Raw genomic sequence first — 19,431 nt, 5'->3', positions numbered from 1 at the left:
AAAGTCGCAGAGAAAAACCAACAAGGATTCTGGTTTCCCTTCTGCGACTTCTGCGTAATCTTCGCGACTTCTGCGTTCGGAAGTCCGACTTCAGCGGCTCAGGAGATCAGAGCACTTCGAACACGCCCGCGGCACCCATGCCGCCGCCGATGCACATCGTCACCACGACCTTCTTCGCGCCGCGGCGCTTGCCTTCGATCAGCGCGTGGCCGGTGAGGCGCTGGCCGCTCACGCCGTAGGGGTGGCCGACGGCGATCGCGCCGCCGTTGACGTTGAGGCGGTCGCCCGGGATGCCGAGCTTGTCGCGGCAGTAGATCACCTGCACCGCGAAGGCTTCGTTGAGTTCCCAGAGGTCGATGTCGCCGACCTTGAGGCCGAGCTTGTTGAGCACCTTCGGCACCGCGAAGACCGGGCCGATGCCCATCTCGTCGGGCTCGCAGCCGGCGACGGCGAAGCCGAGGAAGCGGCCGAGCGGCTTCAGGCCCTTGCGTTCGGCGTAGGTCTCGTCGACCACCACGCAGGCGCCGCCGCCGTCGGAGAACTGGCTCGCGTTGCCGGCCGAGATCAGGCCGCCGGGCAGCGCGGAGCGGATGCCGCTGATGCCTTCCTTGGTGGTACCCGGGCGGATGCCTTCGTCGTTCTCGACCGTGACTTCCTTGGTGCGCAGGCCCATCACCGGGTCGGCCACGCCGGCCAGCACGGTGATCGGCGCGATCTCGTCCTTGAACTTGCCGGCTTCGAGCGCGGCGGTGGCGCGCTGCTGGCTGGCGGCGCCGTACTCGTCCATCGCGTCGCGGCCGATGTTGTAGCGCTTGGCGACCTGCTCGGCGGTCTGCAGCATGTTCCAGTAGATCTCGGGCTTGTGCTTCACGAGCCACGGGTCGGCCAGCATGTGCTTGTTGGCCTCGTTCTGCACGCAGGAGATGCTCTCGACGCCGCCGGCCACGTACACCTCGCCCTCGCCCGCGATGATGCGCTGCGAGGCGGTGGCGATGGTCTGCAGGCCCGAGGAACAGAAGCGGTTGATGGTCATGCCCGAGGTCGTGATCGGGCAGCCGGCGCGCAGCGCGATCTGGCGCGCGATGTTGGAGCCGGTGGCGCCCTCGGGCGTGGCGCAGCCCATGATCACGTCGTCGACCTCGGCCGCCTCGATGCCGGCGCGCGAGATCGCATGCTGCACCGCATGGCCGCCGAGCGTGGCGCCATGCGTCATGTTGAAGGCACCCTTCCAGCTCTTGGCGAGCGGCGTGCGGGCGGTGGAAACGATGACGGCGCTGGTCATGGTGAAGTCCTTTGAAGATGGAAGGGAAACGGTGGTGTCGTCATTGCGCCGGCGCAGCGTGGGTGTTGCGCAGGAGCTGGTGGTAGAAGCCGATCATCTCGCCGTAGTTGGCGATCGCGAGGCGCTCGTTGTTGCCGTGGAAGCGCGCGAGGTCCTCGCTCTTCATGCGGTAGGGCGAGAAGCGGAACACCGCGTCGCTCACGAGGCTGAAGTGGCGCGAGTCGGTGGCCGCGGTCATCAGGCCGGGCGCCACGAGCACGTCGGGGAACGACTGCCGCACCGCCTGCGCGATCGCGCGGTAGCCGGTGCTGTCGGTCGGCGAGACCGGCGAGGCCTCGGAGTTGCCTGGGTAGCGCTTGATCTTGATCTCGTCGTCGCCGAGCTGCTTTCGCAGGTGCGCCTCGACGCTGTCGATGGTGTCGCCCGGCAGCACGCGGAAATTGACCGCCGCCTCGGCGCGGCCGGGCAGCACGTTGTCCTTGTTGCCGGCGCGCACGATGGTCAGCGCGGTGGTGGTGCGCAGCATCGCGTTGCTGCTCGGGCTCTTCTCGAGCTGGGCGCGCACCAGCGGCTCGGTGAGCCAGAGGTTGGACAGCATCACGCGGTTGACGCCGCTCATCTCGGGCGCGAGCGTGCCGAACATCTCGCCGGCCACGCCGCGGATGCCGCCGGGCATCGGGTTCGCCTCCAGCCGTGCGAGCGCGGCGCTCAGGCGGCCGATGGCGCTCTTCGCGGGCGGCATCGACGAATGGCCGGGCGCGGTGTCGAGCGAGAGGAAGAAGGTCGCATAGCCCTTCTCGGCCAGGCCGATCAGCGCCGCGGGCTTGCCGAGCCCGGGCAGCACGCCGTCGAGCACGAGCAGGCCCTCGTCGAGCACCCATTCGAGCCGCACGCCGCGCGACTTGAGCAGCTCGGCGATCGGCTGCGCGCCGCGCAGGCCGCTGACTTCCTCGTCGTCGCCCATCACGAGGTAGACGGTCTGCCGCGGCTGGAAGCCGCTCGTAACCAGCAGCTCGACGGCTTCCATCTGCGCGAACAGGTTGCCCTTGTTGTCGAGCGTGCCGCGGCCCCAGACGAAGCCGTCCTTGATCTCGCCCGAGAACGGGTCGACGCTCCAGGCCTTCTCGGTGCCCGGCGCGATCGGCACCATGTCCTGGTGCGCCATCAGTGCGATCGGCATCGCCTTGGGGTCGCTGCCGGTCCAGGTGTAGAGCAGCGCCTTCTGGCCCACCACCTCGCGCTGGAGCGTGGCATGGAGCTTAGGGAACTGCTGCTGCAGGTAGGCGTGCAGCTTGTCGAACTCGGCCAGGTTGGCGGCCGGATCGTCGAGGCTCGAGACGGTGCGGATCGGGATCGCGCCTGCGAGCCGTTTCGCGGCGGCCTGCAGGTCGATCTCGGGCTTCGGCGCGGGCGCCACCGCGAGCTGGCGCGAGGGCGTGGTCCAGGTCTTGACCGCCACGGCCGCCACCAGCGCGACGAGCACCAGCAGCAGCCCCAGGAGGATGCGTTTCAACATGGGCGGCCGTGGCTCCGGTCGGTCAGCTGAAGGACTTACCTTCGGCCACGAGCTTCTGGATCAGCGGCGCGGGCTGCCAGAAGGCCGCGTCGTCGCGCGGGTTCTTCGCGAAGCGCTTCATGGTCTCGGCCACGTTGTAGAGGCCGACCTGCGAGGCGTAGTGCATCGGGCCGCCGCGCCACACCGGGAAGCCGTAGCCCGTGAGGTAGACCATGTCGATGTCGCCGGCCTTCGAAGCGATGCCGTCCTCGAGGATGTGCGCGCCTTCGTTCACCAGCGCGTAGACCAGGCGCTGCACGATCTCCTCGTCCGAGATCTTGCGCGGCGTGATGCCGAGTTCCTTGCGGTGGTCCTCGATCATCTTGTTGACCAGTTCCGACGGGATCGCATCGCGCTTGCCGGCCTGGTAGTCGTACCACCCTGCCCCGGTCTTCTGGCCGAAGCGGCCGAGCTCGCAGAGCTTGTCGGCGGTGCGGCTGTACTTCATGTCGGGGTGCTCGACCGCGCGGCGCTTGCGGATCGCCCAGCCGATGTCGTTGCCCGCGAGGTCGCCCATGCGGAACGGGCCCATCGCGAAGCCGAACTTCTCGATCGCCTTGTCGACCTGCTGCGGCGTCGCGCCTTCGTCGAGCAGGAAGCCGGCCTGGCGGCTGTACTGCTCGATCATGCGGTTGCCGATGAAGCCGTCGCACACGCCCGACACCACGGCCGTCTTCTTGATCTTCTTGGCGATGTCCATCACGGTCGCCAGCACGTCCTTGCCGGTCTGCTTGCCGCGCACCACCTCGAGCAGCTTCATCACGTTGGCCGGGCTGAAGAAGTGCATGCCGACCACGTCCTGCGGACGCTTCGTGAAGGCGGCGATCTTGTCCACGTCGAGCGTGGAGGTGTTCGAGGCCAGGATCGCACCCTGCTTCGCGACTTCGTCGAGCTGCTTGAACACCTTCTCCTTCACGCCGAGTTCCTCGAACACGGCCTCGATGATCAGGTCGGCGTCCTTCAGGTCGTTGTAGTCCAGCGTGGTGCTCAAGAGCGCCATGCGCTGCTCGTACTTGTCCTGCTTGAGCTTGCCCTTCTTGATCTGGCCTTCGTAGTTCTTGCGGATGGTGGCGATGCCGCGGTCGAGCGCCTCCTGCTTCATCTCGAGGATCTTCACCGGGATCCCGGCGTTGAGGAAGTTCATCGAGATGCCGCCGCCCATGGTGCCGGCGCCGATCACGCCGACCGACCTGATCTCGCGCTTGGGCGTGTCCTCGGGCACGTCGGGAATCTTGGAGGCGGCGCGCTCGGCCATGAACAGGTGGCGCAGCGCCAGCGATTCGGGCGTGAACATCAGCGCGGTGAAGATGCGGCGCTCCTCGGCCATGCCGTCGTCGAACTTCATCCTGGTGGCGGCCTGCACCGCGTCGACGCACTGCAACGGCGCCGGATAGTTCTTCGACATGCCGCCGACCATGTTGCGCGCGAACTGGAAGTAGGCGTCGCCCTGCGGATGCTTGCACGGCAGGTTGCGCACCAGCGGCAGTTCGCCTTCCTTGCCGGCAACCGACTTCGCGAAGGCCACAGCCTCCTCGAACACCGATTCGGGCGAGGCCGCGAGGCGGTCGAACAGCTTCTGGCCCGGCAGCGAGGCCAGCAGTTCGCTCTTCACCGGTTCGCCGCTCACGATCATGTTGAGCGCGGTTTCCACGCCCAGCACGCGCGGCAGCCGCTGCGTGCCGCCGGCGCCCGGGATCAGGCCGAGCTTGACCTCGGGCAGCGCGACGTTGGTGCCGGGCGCGGCCACGCGGTAATGGCAGCCGAGCGCGAGTTCGAGCCCGCCGCCCATGCACACCGAATGGATGGCCGCCACGATGGGCTTGGCCGAGGCTTCGAGCGCGAGGATCACGCTCAGCAGGTTGGGCTCCTGCAGCGCCTTGGGCGTGCCGAATTCCTTGATGTCCGCACCGCCCGAGAACGCCTTGCCGGCACCGGTGATGACGATGGCCTTGACGGCATCGTCGGCATTGGCCTTCGACAGCCCATCGGTGATGCCGATGCGGGTCGAGAAACCGAGACCGTTGACCGGGGGATTGGTCATGGTGATCACGGCGACATCGCCGAGCACTTTGTATTCAGCCGTCATGCTGCATTCCTTGGTGGATGAAGAAAGATACGAAAAAGCACGAGTGTTCTTTTCCGGCGGATTCTAGGCGTTTGGCGCACCGCAACAATGGCACGCAGTCGCTGTAGAGACAAGGGGTGGAAGCGGGTTCAGAACGCAGAGGGCGCGAAGGTTCCGCAGAGGTCGCAGAAGGGAAAACCAAAAAAAATTGTTCTGGGTCTGTTCTGCGACTTCTGCGTAACTTTTGTCTTCCTTCTGCGTTCGGCTGTCCGGCTTCTACGGCCTCAAACCTCCAGCCACTCCTTGCGCGTGCCCGCATCGGCGCGCAGGCTGTCGGGCGTGCCGTCGAAGACGATGCTGCCGTGGCCCATGACGAGCGCGCGGTCGGAGATCTGCATCGCGATGGTGAGCTTCTGCTCGATCAGCAGCACCGAGATGCCCTTGTCCTTGAGCGTCTTGAGGTACTGGCCCACGAGTTCGACGATCTTCGGCGCGAGGCCCTCGGTGGGCTCGTCGATGATGATCAGGTCGGGGTCGCCCATCAGCGTGCGGCACAGCGTCAGCATCTGCTGCTCGCCGCCCGAGAGCACGCCGGCCTCGGTGTGCTGACGCTCCTTGAGGCGCGGGAACATGCCGTACATGTCGTCGAAGGACCAGCGGCTGTCCTTGCCCGATCCCTTCTGCCCCAGCAGCAGGTTCTGGTGCACCGTGAGCTTGGGGAAGATGTCGCGGTTCTCGGGCACGTAGCCGATGCCCAGGTGCGCGATCTCGTAGGCCTTGCGGCGCAGGATGTCCTCGTCCTTCCAGCGCAGCGTGCCCTCGGCATGGACCAGGCCCATGATGGCCTTGGCCGTGGTCGAACGGCCCGAGCCGTTGCGCCCGAGCAGCGCGACGATCTCGCCGGGTCCGACGGTGAACGAAACGCCATGCAGCACATGGCTCTTGCCGTAGTAGGCGTGGATGTCGTGAAGCTTCAGCATGTCAAATACCCAATTCGGACGTCCGAACGCAGAGGACGCGAAGGTTTCGCAGAAGTCGCAGAAGGGAGAACCAGAAATGTTCCATGTCTTTTTCTGCGACCTCTGCGTCGCTTTTGTCTTTCTTCTGCGTTCGGCTGTCCGGTTTCAATGCCCCGCCTGCGCGTCGGCGACGGTGGAGCCCAGGTAGGCTTCCTGCACGCGCGCGTTCGAGCGCACGGCCGCGGGGGTGTCGAACGCGATCACCTCGCCGTAGACCACCACCGCGATCTTGTCGGCCAGGCCGAAGACCACGCCCATGTCGTGCTCCACCGTGAGCAGCGTCTTGCCGGTGGTGACCTGCTTGATCAGCGCGATGAAGTGGGCGGTCTCGGTCTTGCTCATGCCGGCCGTGGGCTCGTCGAGCAGGATCACGCCCGCGCCGCCCGCGATCGTCACGCCGATCTCGAGCGCGCGCTGCTCGGCGTAGGTGAGGTTCACCGCCTGCACGTCGCGCTTGCGCTCCAGGCCGATCTGGCGCAGCAGCTCCTCGGTGCGCGCATTGGCGTCGTCGAGGTTCGAGAGGAAGCGCAGGAAGGTGTACTTGTAGCCCAGGCTCCAGAGCACGCCGCAGCGCAGGTTCTCGAACACGCTGAGCTTGGGGAAGATGTTGGTGATCTGGAAGCTGCGCGAAAGGCCCAGCCGGTTGATCTCGTAGGGCTTCTTGCCGTCGATGCGCTGGCCGTTCAGCAGCACCTCGCCGCTCGATGGCGCAAGGCGCCCGCTGATCAGGTTGAACAGCGTCGACTTGCCCGCGCCGTTGGGGCCGATGATGGCGATGCGCTCGCCGGCCTTCACGGCCAGGTCGACGCCGCGGATGATCTCGGTCTTGCCGAAGGCCTTGCGCAGCGCCTTCAGTTCCAGTGCGTATTGCGCGCTCATTTATGCGGCCTCCCGGCGCTTGATTTCGGCTTCGATCTCTTCCTGGGCCTGTCCCCAGACGCGGACGAAGCGGCGCCGCGCCACTTCGAGCGCGGCCACGCCCACGGCGAGGATCGCGGCGGCGCCGATCCAGCTCGTGGCCGTCGAGGTGTCGAGCGCCACGCCGAAGAAATTGAGCTGCGGGCCGAGCGCCGCATTGAGCTGGATGTGGTAGATCATCTCGATCAGCGCCGCGGCGCCGATCACCACCGGCACCAGTGCGACGGCGAGCGCGACGTACAGCAGCCAGAGCCGGTTGAACTTGCCGAACTTCGCGACGCGCAGGTTCATCATCACCAGGCTCGCGATGCCGCCGGGCGCGAACATCACCATGAAGACGAACACGAGGCCGAAGTAGAGCTGCCAGGCTTTGGACAGTTCAGAGAGCAGGATCGAGGCGAACACCAGCAGCACCGCGCCGATGATCGGACCGAAGAAGAACACCGCCCCGCCGAGGAAGGTGAACAGCAGGTAGCCGCCCGAGCGGATGGCGCTCAGGCTGTCGGCCGCGTTCACGATCTCGAAGTTGATGGCCGCCAGCCCGCCGCCGATGCCCGCGAAGAAGCCCGCGATGATGAAGGCGAAGTAGCGCACGCGCTGCGTGTTGTAGCCGACGAACTCCACCCGCTCCGGGTTGTCGCGCACCGCGTTGAGCATGCGACCCAGCGGCGTGCCGGTGAAGGCGAACATCAGCGCCGTGCAGACGAAGCAATAGGCGGCGATCAGGTAGTAGACCTGGATCTGCGGACCGAAATCGAAGCCGAAGAACTTGCCGCCGTAGACGCGGTTGGTGGTGATGCCGCCCTCGCCGCCGAAGAAGCTCGGGAACATCAACGCCATCGCGGCGACGAGCTCGCCGATGCCGAGCGTGATCATCGCGAAGGTGGTGCCCGACTTCTTGGTGGTGACGAAGCCGAACAGGATCGCGAAGAACATGCCGGCCAGGCCGCCCACGAGCGGGATCAGCACCAGCGGCACCGGCAGCGCGCCCTTGCCCGCGAGGTTCATCGCATGGATCGCGATGAACGAGCCGAGGCCGACGTACACCGCATGGCCGAAGCTCAGCATGCCGCCCTGGCCGAGCAGGATGTTGTAGCTCAGGCAGATGATGATGAGATAGCCCATCTGCGAGAGCATGGTCAGCGCCAGGCTGCTCTTGAACAGGTGCGGCGAGACGATCAGCGCGATCGCGAACAGCGACCAGATCAGGAAGCGCCCGATGTTCCAGGGCTTGAAGCGGTAGTAGCGGGTGGTGGTGGGCACGGTGGTGGCGGTCATGCGTCAGTCCTCCCGCGTGCCGAGAAGGCCCTTGGGCCGGAAGATGAGGATCAGCACCAGGAACAGGTACGGCAGGATGGGCGCCACCTGCGAGATCGTGAGCTTGAGCAGTTCGTAGCCGAAGGTCTGATCGGTCACCTGGACGCCGAGCATCTGCAGCCCGCCCGCGAACGAGTTGTCCATCGCGACCGCGAAGGTCTGGATGATCCCGATCAGCAGCGACGCGAGGAAGGCCCCGGCCAGCGACCCCATGCCGCCGACCACCACGACCACGAAGATGATCGAGCCGACCGAGGCCGCCATCGCGGGCTCGGTGACGTAGGTGTTGCCGCCGACCACGCCCGCGAGGCCCGCGAGCGCCGCGCCGCCGCCGAAGACGAGCATGAAGACGCGCGGCACGTTGTGGCCCAGCGCCTCCACCATCTCGGGATGCTTGAGCGCCGCCTGGATCACCAGGCCGATGCGCGTGCGCGTGAGCAGCAACCACACCGAGATCAGCATCAGCACCGCCACCAGCATGATGAAGGAGCGCGACTTCGGGAACTGCGTGCCGTAGAGCGTGAAGAGCGGCCCCTGCAGCTGCGTCGGCAGGCCGTAGGGCACCGTCGAGCGGCCCCAGGCGAGCTGGACCAGTTCGAGGATCAGGTACGAAAGGCCGAAGGTCACGAGCAGTTCGGGCACGTGGCCGAACTTGTGCACGCGGCGCAGGCTGTAGCGCTCGAAGGCGGCGCCGAGCAGGCCCACCAGCAGCGGCGCGATGAAGAGCGCGGGCCAGAAGCCCACGATGCCCGACAGCGTGTAGGCGATGTAGGCACCGAGCATGTAGAAGCTCGCGTGCGCGAAGTTCAGCACGCCCATCATGCTGAAGATCAGCGTGAGGCCGGAGCTCAGCATGAACAGCAGCAGCCCGTAGCTGACGCCGTTGAGCAGCGAGATGACGAAGAATTCGACGTTCATCGGTCTTTCGTGGCAGGGGGAAAAGAAAAAGGCCCGAGCGGTGAAGTCGGGCCTTGACCAGTCAGGGCTCGAATCAGGAGTTCGGCCGCTTCATCTGGCAGGTCGTGGGCGTGCTCGCCACGTAGGCCTCGTAGAACTTCACCGGTGCCAGGGTGTAGCCGGTGTTCTCGGGGCTGTAGGGGTTCTTGGCATCGGCCTTCTGCCAGCGCGTGATCCACAGGCCCTGCTGCAGCTGGTGGTCGGCCTTGCGCATCTCGACGTCGCCGTTGAAGCTCTTGAACTTCATGCCTTCCATCGCGGCCGCGACCTTGACCGGATCGGTCGACTTGGTGCGCACGAAGGCTTCGCTCAGCATGGCGTACACCGTGTAGATGTCGGTGGTGTACATGTCGTCGTTGAACTTCTTCTTGAACTCGTTCATGAGCGGCTGCACGGGGCCCGGGGCGTTGTAGTGGCTGTAGCCCACCTGGTAGACCTTGCCGTCGGAGGCCGCGCCCATGGCGGTGGGCGTGCCGTTGGTGACCGCGTAGTAGGTGTAGAACTTGACGTTCAGCCCCGAGTCGTTGGCCGACTTGATGAGCAGCGCGAGGTCGGAACCCCAGTTGCCGGTGATGACCGAGTCGGCGCCCGAGGCCTTGATCTTGGCGATGTACGGCGAGAAGTCGCGCACCTGGGCGAGCGGATGCAGGTCGTCGCCGACGATCTCGACGTCGGGGCGCTTGGCCTTGAGGTTGTCCTTCGCGAACTTCGAGACCTGCTGGCCGTGCGAGTAGTTCTGGTTGATCAGGTAGACCTTCTTGATCTCGGGCTGGTCCTTCATGAAGGTGGTCAGCGCCTCCATCTTCATCGAGGTGTCGGCATCGAGGCGGAAGTGCCAGTAGCTGCACTTGCTGTTGGTCAGGTCGGGATCGACGGCCGCGTAGTTGATGTAGACCACTTCCTTGCCGGGATTGCGCGCGTTGTGCTTCTCGAGCGCATCGATGATCGCGAGTGCGGGGCCGGAGCCGTTGCCCTGCACCACGTAGCGCGCGCCCTGGTCCATGGCCGAGCGCAGTGCGGCGGTGGTCTCCTGCGGGCTGAGCTTGTTGTCGATGCCGATGATCTCGAACTTCACGCCGGCCGCGTTCTTCTTGTTGAACTCCTCGGCCAGGAACTGGAAGGTCTTGAGCTGGTTGGTGCCGACCGCGGCCATCAGGCCCGAGAGCGGATCGAGCCAGGCGATCTTCACGGTTTCACCCTTCTGGGCCAGGGCGCCAGTGGCGGCGGCGGAAAGAATGGCTGCAGTAGCGATTTTGAGAGCGAACTTCACGATCTATTTCTCCTGATCAAACCGATTCAAAGGCCGCACGAGAGTACAAGCGTTTAGACCCCCTCCCCTCAGGGAATGCCCGTAAGGAGGCGGCCGCAGGGCCCGTTTCTATCGCGCAGGTGACACTGGAAAACCCAGGTTGCTACCGGCGGGTAGGCTTCTTTCTACCCGCCGGTAGGAAACGCATTGCGCATGAAGCTCACGGACGCTTCATCTGGCAGGTGGTGGGCGTGCTGGCCACATACGATTCGTAGTACTTCACGGGCGCGAGCGTGTAGCCCGTGTTCTCGGCGTCGTAGGGAAACTTGCCGCCCGCCTTCTGCCACTTGGTGATGAAGAGGCCCTGCTGGAGCTGGTGATCGGACTTGCGCATCTCGACGTCGCCGTTGAAGCTCTTGAACTTCATGCCTTCCATCGCAGCCGCGACCTTCACGGGGTCGGTCGAGCGGGTTCTCGCGAAGGCGGTGTCGAGCATGGCGAAGACGGTATAGATCGAGGTCTGCACCATGTCGTCGCCCATCTTCTTCTTGTACTCGCCCATGATCCGCTGGATGTCGCCGCCCATGTTGTAGTGGCCGTAGCCGACGGTGTAGACGCGGCCGTCGGCGCCGGTGCCCATGGCGGTCGGCGCGCCGGTGCCGTAGGCGTAGTAGGTGAAGAACTTGACGTTAAGCCCTGCGTCGTTGGCCGACTTGATGAGCAGCGCGAGGTCGGAGCCCCAGTTGCCGGTGATGACCGAGTCGGCGCCCGAGGCCTTGATCTTCGCGATGTAGGGCGAGAAGTCGCGCACCTGGGCGAGCGGATGCAGGTCGTCGCCGACGATCTCGATGTCGGGGCGCTTGGCCTTGAGGTTGTCCTTCGCGAACTTAGAGACCTGCTGGCCGTGCGAATAGTTCTGTCCCAGGATGTAGACCTTCTTGATCTCGGGCTGCTCCTTCATGAAGGTGGTCAGCACCTCCATCTTCATCGAGGTGTCGGCATCGAGGCGGAAGTGCCAGTAGCTGCACTTGCTGTTGGTCAGGTCCGGATCGACGGCCGCGTAGTTGATGTAGACCAGTTCCTTGCCGGGATTGCGGGCGTTGTGCTTCTCGAGCGCATCGATGATCGCGAGCGCGGGGCCGGAGCCGTTGCCCTGGATCACGTAGCGCGCGCCCTGGTCCATCGCCGAGCGCAGCGCGCTGCTGGTCTCCTGCGGGCTCAGCTTGTTGTCGATGGCGATGAGCTCGAACTTCACGCCCGAGGCGTTCTTCCTGTTGAATTCCTCGAGCAGCACCTGCGTGGTCTTGAGCTGGTTGGTGCCGACCGCGGCCATGAGCCCGGAGAGCGGATCGAGCCAGGCGATCTTCACGGTCTCGCCCTTCTGGGCGAAGGACGCCGCGGCGCCGAGCAGCATGGCACAGGAGGCGACTGACTTGATCACAGCATGCATGAGGAGGTCTCCGGTTGGGTTGAGCCGCAGCGTACAAGCGCCCATTTCTTCGCCGCACAGGGAATGCCCGCAAGAAAGACCGCGCAGGCGGCCTTCCTATCGCCTGCGCGACAGCCGCGGCTCAGGGCGCGGCTGTCGGCAGCTTGTAGTCCTTCAGCGTCTCCCGCAGCCGCGTCTTGAGGATCTTGCCGGTGGCGCCGATCGGGATCGCCTCGACGAAGACCACGTCGTCCGGGATCTGCCACTTGGCCGTCTTGCCCTCGTAGAAGCCGAGCAGTTCCTCGCGCGTGAGTTCGGCATTGGGCTTCTTCACCACGGCGACGATGGGCCGCTCGTCCCACTTGGGATGCGGCACGCCGATGCACGCGGCCATCGCCACGGCCGGATGGGCGACGGCGATGTTCTCGATGTCGATCGAGCTGATCCATTCGCCACCGGACTTGATCACGTCCTTGCTGCGGTCGGTGATCTGCAGGTAGCCGTCGGGATCGATGGTGGCGACGTCGCCCGTGGGGAACCAGCCGCGGCCCTGCGCGTCTTGCACGAGCGGATCGCCGCCCTCGCCCTTGAAGTACTCCTTCACCACCCAGGGGCCCTTGACCAGCAGGTCGCCGAAGGCCTTGCCGTCCCAGGGCAGTTCCTCGCCCTCGCCGTCGACGATCTTCATGTCGACGCCGAAGATCGCGCGGCCCTGCTTCTGGCGGATCGCGACCTGCGCCTCGGCGGGCATGGTGAGGTGCTTGTTCTTGAGCGTGCACAGCGTGCCGAGCGGGCTCATCTCGGTCATGCCCCAGGCATGCAGCACCTCGACCTTGTACAGGTCCTGGAAGGCGCGGATCATGGCCGGCGGGCAGGCCGAGCCGCCGATCACGGTGCGGTCGAGCGTGGAGAACTTCAGGTCGTTGGCCTGCATGTGGCCGAGCATCATCTGCCACACCGTCGGCACGCCGGCCGCGAAGGTGACACCCTCGGACTCGATCAGCTCGAACACCGACTTGCCGTCGAGCGCCGGGCCGGGGAACACGATCTTCGCGCCCGCGAGCGCCGCCGAGTACGGGATGCCCCAGGCGTTGACGTGGAACATCGGCACCACGGGCAGCACCGCGTCGCGCGCGGAGATGCGCATCACGTCGGGCAGCGCGGCGGCATAGGCATGCAGCAGCGTGGAGCGGTGGCTGTAGAGCGCGGCCTTGGGGTTGCCGGTGGTGCCGCTCGTGTAGCACATGCTCGAGGCGGAGTTCTCGTCGAAGCTCGGCCAGTCGTAGCTGTCGGGCTGGCCGCCGATCCAGTCCTCGTAGCTCACCAGGCCCGGAATGCCGCTGTCGGCGGGCAGCCGGTCGGCGTCGCACAGCGCGACCCATTTGCGCACGGTGCCGCACCGGGCGTGCACCGCCTGCACCAGCGGCAGGAAAGTCAGGTCGAAGCAGAGGATCTGGTCCTCGGCGTGGTTGGCGATCCAGGCGATCTGGTCGGGATGCAGCCGCGGGTTGATGGTGTGCAGCACCCGGCCGGTGCCGCTCACGCCGTAGTAGAGCTCCAGATGGCGGTAGCCGTTCCAGGCCAGGGTGGCGACGCGGTCGCTGAAGAGCAGCTGCTCGCCGTCGAGCGCATTGGCCACCTGGCGCGCCCGCGCCGCGATCCGGCCCCACGAGCTCCGGTGGACATCGCCCTCGACACGGCGCGAGACGATTTCGGCGTCGCCGTGGTGGCGCTCGGCGAACTCGATCAGCGACGAGATCAAAAGCGGTTGGTCTTGCATCAAACCCAGCATCTGGCGGCTCCTTCTTTCAACGATTTCAGCGGTTTCGAACAGTACGGCGATTCACGCAATGTTCGTGGGTTCGCACAATGACAGAAACCCGCACTGGCCGGCGCCGCGGCTGTCATGCGCACGACAGCCGCGGCGGAGCGTCGTTGCCTGCACCTGCCCTCCTCCGCACCGGGTTAACCGGAATTCCTGGGTCTGTTCCCGGCGCCCATACTGCGGCGCGCCGAACCCGAGGAAAAATTCTAGGAACGGGTGGCCCATTCCCAGCTATCGCAAGCGAGCCAATCGAATGACTTCAGGAGCCTCCCACCCTCGACCCCTGCGCCGGCCGCTGCGCCGCCCGGGCTGCATGCCGCAACCCGAACTGCGCACCAGTTCGGCCGCCTGGCTCGAAGGCGTGCTCTCGATGTTCGAGGCCGAGGGGCTGGACGTTCCCTCGCTGCTGCGGGACGCCGGTTTCGATCCCGACTCGCTGCACCGGCAGAACGCCCGCATCCCGGTGGACGAGGTCAGCGTGCTCTGGCAGCTCGCGGTGGCGCGCGCCGGCCGGCCGACGCTGGGCCTGCACCGCGACCTTGCCGCCACCCACAGCAAGCTCGGCACCGTCGGCCATGCGATGGCCTGCAGCGCCGACCTGGGCGCCGCGCTCGCGCGGCTCGCGCGCTACATGCCGGTGATCTCCGATGCGACCGGCTTCTCAGTGCAGCCCGAGGCGCGCGGCGCCTGGATGGTGATGGAACACACCGGCGGCCGGCTGCCCATTCCGCGCCAGCGCGTCGAATACGCCCTCCTGACCATGCTGATGCAGTGCCGGTGGCTCACGCGCCGGGCGCTGCAGCCGCTCGCGATGGAATTCGCCTATCCCGCGCCCGCCGACGCGCGCCTGCATCGCGAGGCCTTCGGCTGCGAGGTGCGCTTCGACGCGCCGGCCAACCGCATGCTGATCGCCGCCGCCGACCTCGGGACGCCGCTGCCGACGCACCATCCCGAACTCGGCGGCATGCAGGAACAACTGCTCGACAGCCAGCTCGACCGGCTCGGCCAGACCACCACCAGTTCGCTGGTGTGCGCCGAGATCGCGCGCCGCCTGCCGCAGGGCGAACCACGGCGCCAGGACGTGGCCGCGGGCCTGGGCCTCGCCGAACGCACGCTGCAGCGCCGGCTGCAGGAGGAGTCGGTGTCCTTCCAGGCGCTGCTCGACCGCACCCGGCGCGAACTCGCGCAGCAGTACCTCGCCCAGCAGCGCCACACGCTGACCGACGTGGCCGACCTGCTCGGCTTCGTCGACAGCAGCAACTTCTTCCGCGCCTGCAAGCGCTGGTTCGGCGTGCCGCCGGCGCAATACCGCACCCGGCTCTGGCGCGCGGACTCCGCGGCCGTACCGCGGCTCCCCGCCGCCGCCTAGCGGGCCGAGGCCCCCCGGCAGAAGGGGTCTCGCACTCTGCCGGACAATCGGTGCATGACGCCCACGAGCCTGCCCGCCGACGAGACCGGCACCGAGACCTCCGCCGACATCGCCGACCTGGGCCTGGCATGGGTGCCCGGCTTCTCGACGCTGGGTCCCCGCTTCTTCACCGAACTGCGCCCCACCCCGCTGAGTTCGCCCACGCCGCCGTACTGGGTCGGCCACAGCGAGCGCGTCGCGCGCGAACTGGGATTGCCCGCGGACTGGCGCACCGATGCGGTGCTCGAGGCGCTGAGCGGCAACATCCCGGTCGCGGGCACCACGCCCCTGGCCACGGTCTACAGCGGCCACCAGTTCGGCGTGTGGGCGGGCCAGCTCGGCGACGGCCGCGCCATCCTGCTTGGCGAGACCGCGGGCGGGCTCGAAGTGCAGCTCAAGGGCGCGGGCCGCACGCCGTATTCGCGCATGGGCGACGGCCGCGCGGTGCTGCGTTCGAGCATCCGCGAATTCCTCTGCAGCGAGGCCATGCACGGCCTGGGCATCCCGACCACGCGCGCACTCTGCGTGACCGGCTCCGACGCGCGCGTGCGCCGCGAGGAGATCGAGACCGCGGCCGTGGTCACGCGGGTGGCGCCGAGCTTCATCCGCTTCGGCCATTTCGAGCATTTCGCGGCCAACGGCCAGGAGGATGCGCTGCGCGCCCTGGCCGACTACGTGATCGACCGCTACTACCCCGCCTGCCGCGCGACGGAGCGCTTCGGCGGCAATGCCTACGCGGCCCTGCTCGAAGCCGTGAGCGAGCGCACGGCCGCGCTGCTGGCGCAATGGCAGGCGGTGGGCTTCTGCCATGGCGTGATGAACACCGACAACATGAGCATCCTGGGGCTCACCATCGACTACGGGCCGTTCCAGTTCCTCGACGGCTTCGATCCGCGCCACATCTGCAACCACAGCGACACTTCCGGCCGCTATGCCTTCAACCAGCAGCCCAACGTCGCCTACTGGAACCTGTTCTGCCTCGCCCAGGCGCTGCTGCCGCTGATCGGCGACGAGGAGCTCGCCGTCGCCGCGCTGGCGTCGTACAAGACGGTGTTCCCGGCCGCGTTCGAGGGCCGCATGCGCGCCAAGCTCGGGCTGACCAGCCCCGACGAGGGCGACCGCGCGCTGATCGAGGGCGTGCTGAAGCTGCTCGCGGCCGAGAAGGTCGACTACACGATCTTCTGGCGCCGGCTCTCGCACTGCCTGGCCGACGGCAACGCCGAGCCGGTGCGCGACCTGTTCCTCGACCGTGCCGGCTTCGATGCCTGGCTGCTCTCTTTTTGGGAGCGCCATGCGCAGGTTCCGCGTGCGGAAGCGGCCGACAAGATGCGCCTCTCGAATCCGAAGTTCGTGCTGCGGAACCACCTGGGCCAGCAGGCCATCGAAGCGGCAGCCGGGGGCGACTTCTCGGGTGTGGCAACCTTGCTGGCCCTGCTCGAGACCCCATTTGAAGAACATCCCGGCGCCGATGCCTATGCCGGGTTCCCGCCCGACTGGGCCTCCACGATCGAAATCAGCTGCTCATCATGACCACTCCCATTGCCAAGTCCGACGCCGAATGGAAGGCGCTGCTCGCCGAAAAGGGCGCCGAGCCCGCGGCCTTCGAAGTCACGCGCCATGCGGCCACCGAACGCCCCTTCACCGGCAAGTACGAGGCGCACTGGGAGGACGGCACCTACCACTGCATCTGCTGCGGCGCGAAGCTCTTCGAGTCCTCGGCCAAGTTCGACGCCGGCTGCGGCTGGCCCAGCTTCTCGGAAGCGGCCGTGCCGGGCGCCATCCGCAACATCGTCGACCGCTCGCACGGCATGGTGCGCACCGAGAACGTGTGCGCGAATTGCGGCGCCCACCTGGGCCATGTGTTCCCCGACGGTCCCACCGAGACCGGACTGCGCTACTGCATGAACTCGGCCTCGCTCGATTTCCAGAAGAAATAATGAAACTGCTGCTCGACTTCTTTCCGATCCTGCTGTTCTTCGGCGCCTACAAGCTCGCCGACATCTACACCGCCACCGGCGTGCTGATGGCCGCCACGGTGGTGCAGATGGCCGTCATCTATGCCACCGAGCGCAAGCTGCAGGCGATGCAGAAGGCCACGCTGGTGCTGATCCTGCTGTTCGGCACGCTCACGCTGGTGCTGCACGACGACCGCTTCATCAAGTGGAAGCCGACGGTGCTCTACGGGGCGATGGCCGTCGCGCTGGCAGTGGCGCTCTGGGCGCTCAAGAAGAACTTCCTCAAGATGCTGCTGGGCACGCAGCTGCAGCTGCCGGACCGCATCTGGCAGCGGCTCAACGTGGCATGGATCGGCTATTGCGTCTTCATGGCGGTGATCAACGGCTACGTGGCGGCCTACTTCAGCACCGAGGCCTGGGTCGACTTCAAGCTCTGGGGCTACGTCTTCCCGGTGGTGTTCCTGGTGGCACAGGGGCTCTACATCTCGCCGCACCTGAAGAACGACGACACGCCCGCCGCATGACGACGACGAACACCCCGCCGACCGCGCAGGCGCTCGAAGCGGCGCTGCGCGAAGCGCTTGCACCCACCGTGCTCGAGGTGATCGACGAAAGCGCCGCCCATGCGGGCCATGCGGGCGCCAACGCGGAGGGCTACGGCACGCATTTCCGCGTCCGCATCGCCTCCCCGCGCTTCGAAGGAAAGCCCCGGGTCGTGCGCCATCGCCTTGTGTATGATGCCCTCCAAGTTTTTATCGCCCAGGGTCTGCACGCCATCGCCATCGAGGTGCTCTGAGTCGTCCGATTTCACCGGTCATGCCGCGGTCGCGGCCGGCTCCCTTCCTTCCTTTCCTTCCGTCCTGCCTTTCCCTTCACGCGCCCTTTTTCCGAGCGCATTTCCTTCCAGCTGATATTCATTCCATGAAAAAACAACTCTTGCAGGCCGTCGCGGCCGCAGCGCTGATCGGTGCCATCCCCATGGCGGCAATGGCACAGAACGCAGCCATCGTCAACGGCAAGCCGGTGCCCAAGGCGCGCATGGACGTGCTGGCGCAGCAGCTGGCAGCGGCCGGCCGCCCGGTGACGCCCGAGATGCAGGGCCAGCTGCGCGAGGAAGTCGTCGCGCGCGAAGTGTTCATGCAGGAAGCGCAGAAGCAGGGCCTCGACGCCACCGAGGACTACAAGAACCAGCTCGAACTCGCCCGCCAGGCCATCCTGATCCGCGCGCTGTTCGAGAACTACCGCAAGACCAACGCGGTGTCCGACGCCGACGTGAAGGCCGAGTACGACAAGTTCGTCGCGGCCAACGGCGGCAAGGAGTTCAAGGCCCGCCACATCCTGGTCGAGACCGAGGACCAGGCCAAGAAGATCCTGGCCGACCTCAAGAAGGGCGGCAAGTTCGAGGACATCGCCAAGAAGCAGAGCAAGGACCCCGGATCGGGCGCCAACGGCGGCGACCTCGACTGGGCCAACCCCGCGAGCTTCGTGCCCGAGTTCTCCGAAGCGATGATCAAGCTCAAGAAGGGCGAGACCACCGCGGCTCCCGTCAAGACCCAGTTCGGCTACCACATCATCCGCGTGGACGACATCCGCCAGGCCCAGCTGCCGGCGATGGAAGAGGTCAAGCCGCAGATCACGCAGCAGCTCCAGCAGCAGCGCCTGCAGAAGTACCAGGAAGATCTGCGCGCCAAGGCGAAGATCGAGTAAGCGGCTCGCTGGGCTCGCAAAGCAAAAAGAAACGGCCCTCGGGGCCGTTTTTTTGTTTGGGGGGGACCGTTCAGCGCAGGTATTCGCCCGCCGCCTCGGGCTGGTAGGGCAGCGCCACCACGCGCGCCGCGCCCTGGCTGCCGCCCGGCCCGCGCCACTGCACCGTCTGTCCCACGCGGGCGCCGAGCAGGCTCGCGCCGACCGGCGACATCACCGACACCTCCCCTTCGGCCGGCTTGGCATCGTGCGGATAGCGCAGCGTGACGGTCGAGCGCGTGCGGCTCGCGGGATCTTCGAGCTCGACGCGGGAATTCATCGTCACGAGGTCGGGCGCAGCCTCCTGCGGGGGCACGACTTCGCTGCAGTCCAGCACCTCGTCGAGCGCCTGCGCGATCGGATCGGCGGCGCCGCGCGACTGCAATGCATGGGCCGCGAGCTTGCGCAGGCGGGCGTGGTCCAGTTGGGTGAGGGTCCGTTCGAGTCCGATCGAAGGGGTGGCGGTTTGCATGATGGGTTCGCTCCAGGAAGAAGAGGGATCGCGGCATGCCGCTGCGCGCCCGGCCGTCGATCGGACCGGGGCGTTACGGACATGCCAGTGCGCGGGCTTGAGGGCGGCCCGGCGATCGGTGGTGCGCGAAGAAAGAGGAGGAAGGAAAGATCGCCGGGCTCAGGAATGCCAGGGCGATCGGCGCTTGAGCGCCGTCATTTGCGCCGCGCGATGCCCGCCGCGCACCGGTGCGCGCGG

The 19,431-nt window shown here is 66.6% G+C and carries 17 protein-coding genes; 6 read left to right on the top strand and 11 right to left on the bottom strand.

What is annotated here, in order from left to right; translation table 11 throughout:
* Nucleotides 1–106: 106 nt before the first annotated feature.
* The 10 genes from M2165_RS20840 to M2165_RS20795 all read right to left on the bottom strand — a co-directional run bounded on the left by M2165_RS20840 (nt 107) and on the right by M2165_RS20795 (nt 13,583).
* Nucleotides 107–1,282, bottom strand: coding sequence for an acetyl-CoA C-acyltransferase (locus M2165_RS20840; RefSeq protein WP_280816486.1), 1,176 nt, complete (start codon nt 1,280–1,282; stop codon nt 107–109).
* A 40-nt stretch (nt 1,283–1,322) separates the two neighbouring features.
* Entirely contained in the window at nt 1,323–2,798 is a 1,476-nt protein-coding gene (locus M2165_RS20835) for a M20 family peptidase (protein ID WP_280816485.1), read from the bottom strand.
* A 22-nt stretch (nt 2,799–2,820) separates the two neighbouring features.
* Nucleotides 2,821–4,923 carry a 3-hydroxyacyl-CoA dehydrogenase NAD-binding domain-containing protein gene (locus M2165_RS20830; protein WP_280816484.1) on the bottom strand — a complete coding sequence of 701 codons (2,103 nt, stop codon included), beginning with the start codon at nt 4,921–4,923 and terminating at the stop codon, nt 2,821–2,823.
* A gap of 263 nt (nt 4,924–5,186) precedes the next feature.
* Nucleotides 5,187–5,882 (bottom strand): ABC transporter ATP-binding protein, encoded by a 696-nt coding sequence (locus M2165_RS20825; RefSeq protein ID WP_280816483.1) that lies wholly within the window; start codon nt 5,880–5,882, stop codon nt 5,187–5,189.
* A gap of 144 nt (nt 5,883–6,026) precedes the next feature.
* A complete protein-coding gene (locus tag M2165_RS20820) occupies nt 6,027–6,800 on the bottom strand; it encodes an ABC transporter ATP-binding protein (protein WP_280816482.1) in 774 nt (257 codons plus the stop codon).
* Nucleotides 6,801–8,117 (bottom strand): branched-chain amino acid ABC transporter permease, encoded by a 1,317-nt coding sequence (locus M2165_RS20815; protein ID WP_280816481.1) that lies wholly within the window; start codon nt 8,115–8,117, stop codon nt 6,801–6,803. It lies immediately after the preceding gene.
* 3 nt (nt 8,118–8,120) lie between these two features.
* Complete coding sequence (locus M2165_RS20810; RefSeq protein WP_280816480.1) at nt 8,121–9,074, bottom strand: branched-chain amino acid ABC transporter permease; 954 nt, start codon at nt 9,072–9,074, stop codon at nt 8,121–8,123.
* A 73-nt stretch (nt 9,075–9,147) separates the two neighbouring features.
* Nucleotides 9,148–10,383: a branched-chain amino acid ABC transporter substrate-binding protein gene (locus M2165_RS20805; protein WP_280816479.1), complete on the bottom strand. Its 1,236-nt coding sequence runs from the start codon at nt 10,381–10,383 to the stop codon at nt 9,148–9,150.
* 199 nt (nt 10,384–10,582) lie between these two features.
* Nucleotides 10,583–11,812: a branched-chain amino acid ABC transporter substrate-binding protein gene (locus M2165_RS20800; protein ID WP_280816478.1), complete on the bottom strand. Its 1,230-nt coding sequence runs from the start codon at nt 11,810–11,812 to the stop codon at nt 10,583–10,585.
* 121 nt (nt 11,813–11,933) lie between these two features.
* Nucleotides 11,934–13,583: a 3-(methylthio)propionyl-CoA ligase gene (locus tag M2165_RS20795; RefSeq protein WP_280816477.1), complete on the bottom strand. Its 1,650-nt coding sequence runs from the start codon at nt 13,581–13,583 to the stop codon at nt 11,934–11,936.
* A 346-nt stretch (nt 13,584–13,929) separates the two neighbouring features.
* Between M2165_RS20795 and M2165_RS20790 the strand changes: the two genes are divergently transcribed.
* From M2165_RS20790 to M2165_RS20765, 6 genes are all read left to right on the top strand, one after another.
* A complete protein-coding gene (locus M2165_RS20790) occupies nt 13,930–14,985 on the top strand; it encodes an AraC family transcriptional regulator (protein ID WP_280816476.1) in 1,056 nt (351 codons plus the stop codon).
* A 54-nt stretch (nt 14,986–15,039) separates the two neighbouring features.
* Nucleotides 15,040–16,554 (top strand): protein adenylyltransferase SelO family protein, encoded by a 1,515-nt coding sequence (locus M2165_RS20785; RefSeq protein WP_280816475.1) that lies wholly within the window; start codon nt 15,040–15,042, stop codon nt 16,552–16,554.
* Entirely contained in the window at nt 16,551–16,961 is a 411-nt protein-coding gene (gene msrB / locus M2165_RS20780; protein ID WP_280816474.1) for a peptide-methionine (R)-S-oxide reductase MsrB, read from the top strand. Before M2165_RS20785 ends, msrB begins: the two co-directional genes overlap by 4 nt.
* Entirely contained in the window at nt 16,961–17,503 is a 543-nt protein-coding gene (locus M2165_RS20775) for a septation protein A (protein ID WP_280816473.1), read from the top strand. The genes msrB and M2165_RS20775 overlap by 1 nt, the downstream gene beginning before the upstream one ends.
* On the top strand, nt 17,500–17,775 hold the full coding sequence (locus M2165_RS20770) for a BolA family protein (protein WP_280816472.1): 276 nt from the start codon (nt 17,500–17,502) through the stop codon (nt 17,773–17,775). The genes M2165_RS20775 and M2165_RS20770 overlap by 4 nt, the downstream gene beginning before the upstream one ends.
* A 125-nt stretch (nt 17,776–17,900) precedes the next feature.
* Entirely contained in the window at nt 17,901–18,686 is a 786-nt protein-coding gene (locus M2165_RS20765) for a peptidylprolyl isomerase (protein WP_280816471.1), read from the top strand.
* A 70-nt stretch (nt 18,687–18,756) separates the two neighbouring features.
* Here M2165_RS20765 and rnk read toward each other — a convergent pair whose 3' ends face one another.
* Nucleotides 18,757–19,194 carry a nucleoside diphosphate kinase regulator gene (gene rnk, locus M2165_RS20760; protein WP_280816470.1) on the bottom strand — a complete coding sequence of 146 codons (438 nt, stop codon included), beginning with the start codon at nt 19,192–19,194 and terminating at the stop codon, nt 18,757–18,759.
* Between the last annotated feature and the right edge of the window lie 237 nt (nt 19,195–19,431).

The sequence above is a fragment of the Variovorax sp. TBS-050B genome, assembly GCF_029893635.1.
In the GTDB taxonomy this organism is placed as follows: domain Bacteria; phylum Pseudomonadota; class Gammaproteobacteria; order Burkholderiales; family Burkholderiaceae_C; genus Variovorax.
This window is presented reverse-complemented; position numbering and strand designations above follow the sequence as displayed.

What these genes read in the sequence shown, in the direction of transcription:
- M2165_RS20795 (WP_280816477.1), bottom strand. Translation starts at nt 13,583, where the DNA reads ATGCTGGGTTTGATGCAAGACCAACCGCTTTTGATCTCGTCGCTGATC.
- M2165_RS20785 (WP_280816475.1), top strand. Translation starts at nt 15,040, where the DNA reads ATGACGCCCACGAGCCTGCCCGCCGACGAGACCGGCACCGAGACCTCC.
- M2165_RS20800 (WP_280816478.1), bottom strand. Translation starts at nt 11,812, where the DNA reads ATGCATGCTGTGATCAAGTCAGTCGCCTCCTGTGCCATGCTGCTCGGC.
- M2165_RS20810 (WP_280816480.1), bottom strand. Translation starts at nt 9,074, where the DNA reads ATGAACGTCGAATTCTTCGTCATCTCGCTGCTCAACGGCGTCAGCTAC.
- M2165_RS20775 (WP_280816473.1), top strand. Translation starts at nt 16,961, where the DNA reads ATGAAACTGCTGCTCGACTTCTTTCCGATCCTGCTGTTCTTCGGCGCC.
- M2165_RS20835 (WP_280816485.1), bottom strand. Translation starts at nt 2,798, where the DNA reads ATGTTGAAACGCATCCTCCTGGGGCTGCTGCTGGTGCTCGTCGCGCTG.
- M2165_RS20820 (WP_280816482.1), bottom strand. Translation starts at nt 6,800, where the DNA reads ATGAGCGCGCAATACGCACTGGAACTGAAGGCGCTGCGCAAGGCCTTC.
- M2165_RS20830 (WP_280816484.1), bottom strand. Translation starts at nt 4,923, where the DNA reads ATGACGGCTGAATACAAAGTGCTCGGCGATGTCGCCGTGATCACCATG.
- M2165_RS20825 (WP_280816483.1), bottom strand. Translation starts at nt 5,882, where the DNA reads ATGCTGAAGCTTCACGACATCCACGCCTACTACGGCAAGAGCCATGTG.
- M2165_RS20765 (WP_280816471.1), top strand. Translation starts at nt 17,901, where the DNA reads ATGAAAAAACAACTCTTGCAGGCCGTCGCGGCCGCAGCGCTGATCGGT.
- M2165_RS20770 (WP_280816472.1), top strand. Translation starts at nt 17,500, where the DNA reads ATGACGACGACGAACACCCCGCCGACCGCGCAGGCGCTCGAAGCGGCG.
- rnk (WP_280816470.1), bottom strand. Translation starts at nt 19,194, where the DNA reads ATGCAAACCGCCACCCCTTCGATCGGACTCGAACGGACCCTCACCCAA.
- M2165_RS20815 (WP_280816481.1), bottom strand. Translation starts at nt 8,117, where the DNA reads ATGACCGCCACCACCGTGCCCACCACCACCCGCTACTACCGCTTCAAG.
- M2165_RS20790 (WP_280816476.1), top strand. Translation starts at nt 13,930, where the DNA reads ATGCCGCAACCCGAACTGCGCACCAGTTCGGCCGCCTGGCTCGAAGGC.
- msrB (WP_280816474.1), top strand. Translation starts at nt 16,551, where the DNA reads ATGACCACTCCCATTGCCAAGTCCGACGCCGAATGGAAGGCGCTGCTC.
- M2165_RS20840 (WP_280816486.1), bottom strand. Translation starts at nt 1,282, where the DNA reads ATGACCAGCGCCGTCATCGTTTCCACCGCCCGCACGCCGCTCGCCAAG.